The sequence below is a fragment of the Burkholderia sp. Cy-637 genome, from assembly GCF_011753175.1.
GTDB classification, from domain to species: Bacteria; Pseudomonadota; Gammaproteobacteria; order Burkholderiales; family Burkholderiaceae; genus Burkholderia; species Burkholderia gladioli.
Genome location: NZ_VWWC01000356.1, coordinates 1 through 1870 on the forward strand (window position 1 = coordinate 1; position 1870 = coordinate 1870).

Below are 1870 nucleotides of genomic sequence, written 5' to 3' on the forward strand. Positions count from 1 at the left end.
GCCTCGGCCCACGCGCGGCCCTCGACCAGGCTCGCCACCAGCCCGGCGACGAAGGCGTCGCCCGCGCCCACCGTGCTGGCCACCGGCACCTGCAAGGGCGCCGCGTGAAAACCGTCGAGTTCGGCCGAGCCGGTCGTGCAGAGGCCGAATGCGCCCTGCTCGCCGAGCGAGACGGCAACATGGCGTATGCCGCGCGTCACCAGCTCGCGCGCCGCCTCGATCAGGGCCTCGCGGCTGTCCAGCGGCCGGCCCAGCGCCGCCGCCAGTTCCTCGCGATTGGGCTTGACCAGGTCGGGCAGCTCGAGCGGATCGCCCGAGCCCAGCACCGCGGCCAACGGCGTACCGCTGGTATCGAGCGCGACGCGCGCGCCCGCCTCGTGCAGCGAGCGCGTGGCGCGGCGATAGAAGTCCGCGTCGATGCCGGGCGGCAGGCTGCCGGCCAGCACGAACCAGCGCCCCGGCGCCGCGAGCGAGGCGAGCCGCGCCTCCAGCGCCGCCAGGTCCTGCGCCGTGGCGCGCGCGGTGGCGAGATTGATGTCGGTGGTCTGGCCGCGCGCCGGATCGACCAGCTTGACGTTGGTACGCGTGCGCCCGGCGATGCGCACGAAACGATCGTCGATGCGCTTGCGGGCGAACATGGTCTCGAAGGCCTCGCTGCCCTCGCGGCCCAGCAGGCCCGTGACGATCGTGGCGATGCCGTAGTCGGCCAGGCAGCCGGCGACGTTGACGCCCTTGCCACCCGCGTTGATCTCGAGCGATTCGGCCTGATTCACGGCGCCCAGCGCGAGGCCGGCCACGCGCACGGTCTGGTCGAGCGCGGGATTCGGCGTGACGGTCACCACCACGCGCGCGGCGTTTGTCGCCGATCGGATCGTGATGCTCATGCGGCCGCCTCGCCCCGGGTCTCGCCGGCCGGGCCGCCTTCGCCGACTTCGCCGCCGTCGAGCGCGCGCACGGCGTCGACATCGGCGGCATCGAGCGCGCGACGCGCCAGCGCGCGCAGCGCATCGAGCCGCGAGGCGCGCAGCCACGTCTTCACGGCCGGGATATCGCGCACGCTCATCGACAGCTCGTCGACGCCCAGCCCCGCCAGGATCGCCGCGCCCAGCGGCTCGCCGGCCAGCCCGCCGCACACGCCGACCCACTTGCGATGCCGGCGCGCGCCGTCCACCGTCTGCGCGATCATGCGCAGCACGGCCGGATGCAGGCTCTCGGCCATCCGCGCCAGTTCGGGATGCTCGCGATCGATGGCCAGCACGTATTGCGTGAGGTCGTTGGTGCCGATCGAGAAGAAGTCGACGAGCTCGGCGAAATGGTCGGCCAGCGCGGCAGCCGAAGGCGTCTCCACCATGATGCCGAGCGGCACCTTCGGCGCGTCGAGCTCGGCGCGCACCGTCTCGGCCAGCGCGATCGCCTGGCGCGCCTCGTCGAGCGTGGACACCATCGGGAACATGATCCACAGCGGCCCGTGCATGGCGGCGCGATAGAGCGCGCGCAACTGCGGCACGAACAGGTCGGGCCGGCGCAGGCACAGCCGCAGCCCGCGCACGCCGAGGAAGGGATTCGATTCGCGCGGCAGGTTCAGGTAGGGCACCTGCTTGTCGCCGCCGATGTCGAGCGTGCGGATGATCAGGTGCCGCCCGCCGCTGGCTTCCACCATCTGCCGGTAGCAGGCGTATTGCTCCTCCTCGTCGGGCGCGTCGTGGCGCTCCAGGAACAGGAACTCGGTGCGCATCAGGCCGACGCCGCATGGCGCAGTTGCAGATCGATACCATCCACGTGGTGGCGCGCAGCCCCTACCTGGTGCTGTTCAGCCGCCTCGGCCCCTATGAGCAGCGCTGGCTCGACGAGCACCTGGCCGAGGCCAGCC

Annotated in this window: 1 protein-coding gene and 2 pseudogenes; 1 reads left to right on the top strand and 2 read right to left on the bottom strand. The window is 72.6% G+C overall.

The genetic code is table 11. The annotated features are described in order from the left end of the window. Both F3J10_RS35445 and F3J10_RS35450 read right to left on the bottom strand, forming a co-directional pair. On the bottom strand, window positions 1-884 hold an 884-nt coding region (locus tag F3J10_RS35445), incomplete at its 3' end, for a 1-phosphofructokinase family hexose kinase (protein WP_167244031.1). Continuing rightward, window positions 881-1747, bottom strand: a pseudogene (locus tag F3J10_RS35450) (putative PEP-binding protein); the annotation flags it as partial. The gene F3J10_RS35445 and the pseudogene F3J10_RS35450, both read right to left, overlap by 4 nt. Between F3J10_RS35450 and F3J10_RS36145 the strand changes: the two are divergent. Continuing rightward, a pseudogene (locus tag F3J10_RS36145) lies at window positions 1744-1870 on the top strand (crosslink repair DNA glycosylase YcaQ family protein); the annotation flags it as partial. The pseudogenes F3J10_RS35450 and F3J10_RS36145 sit on opposite strands and share 4 nt — an antisense overlap.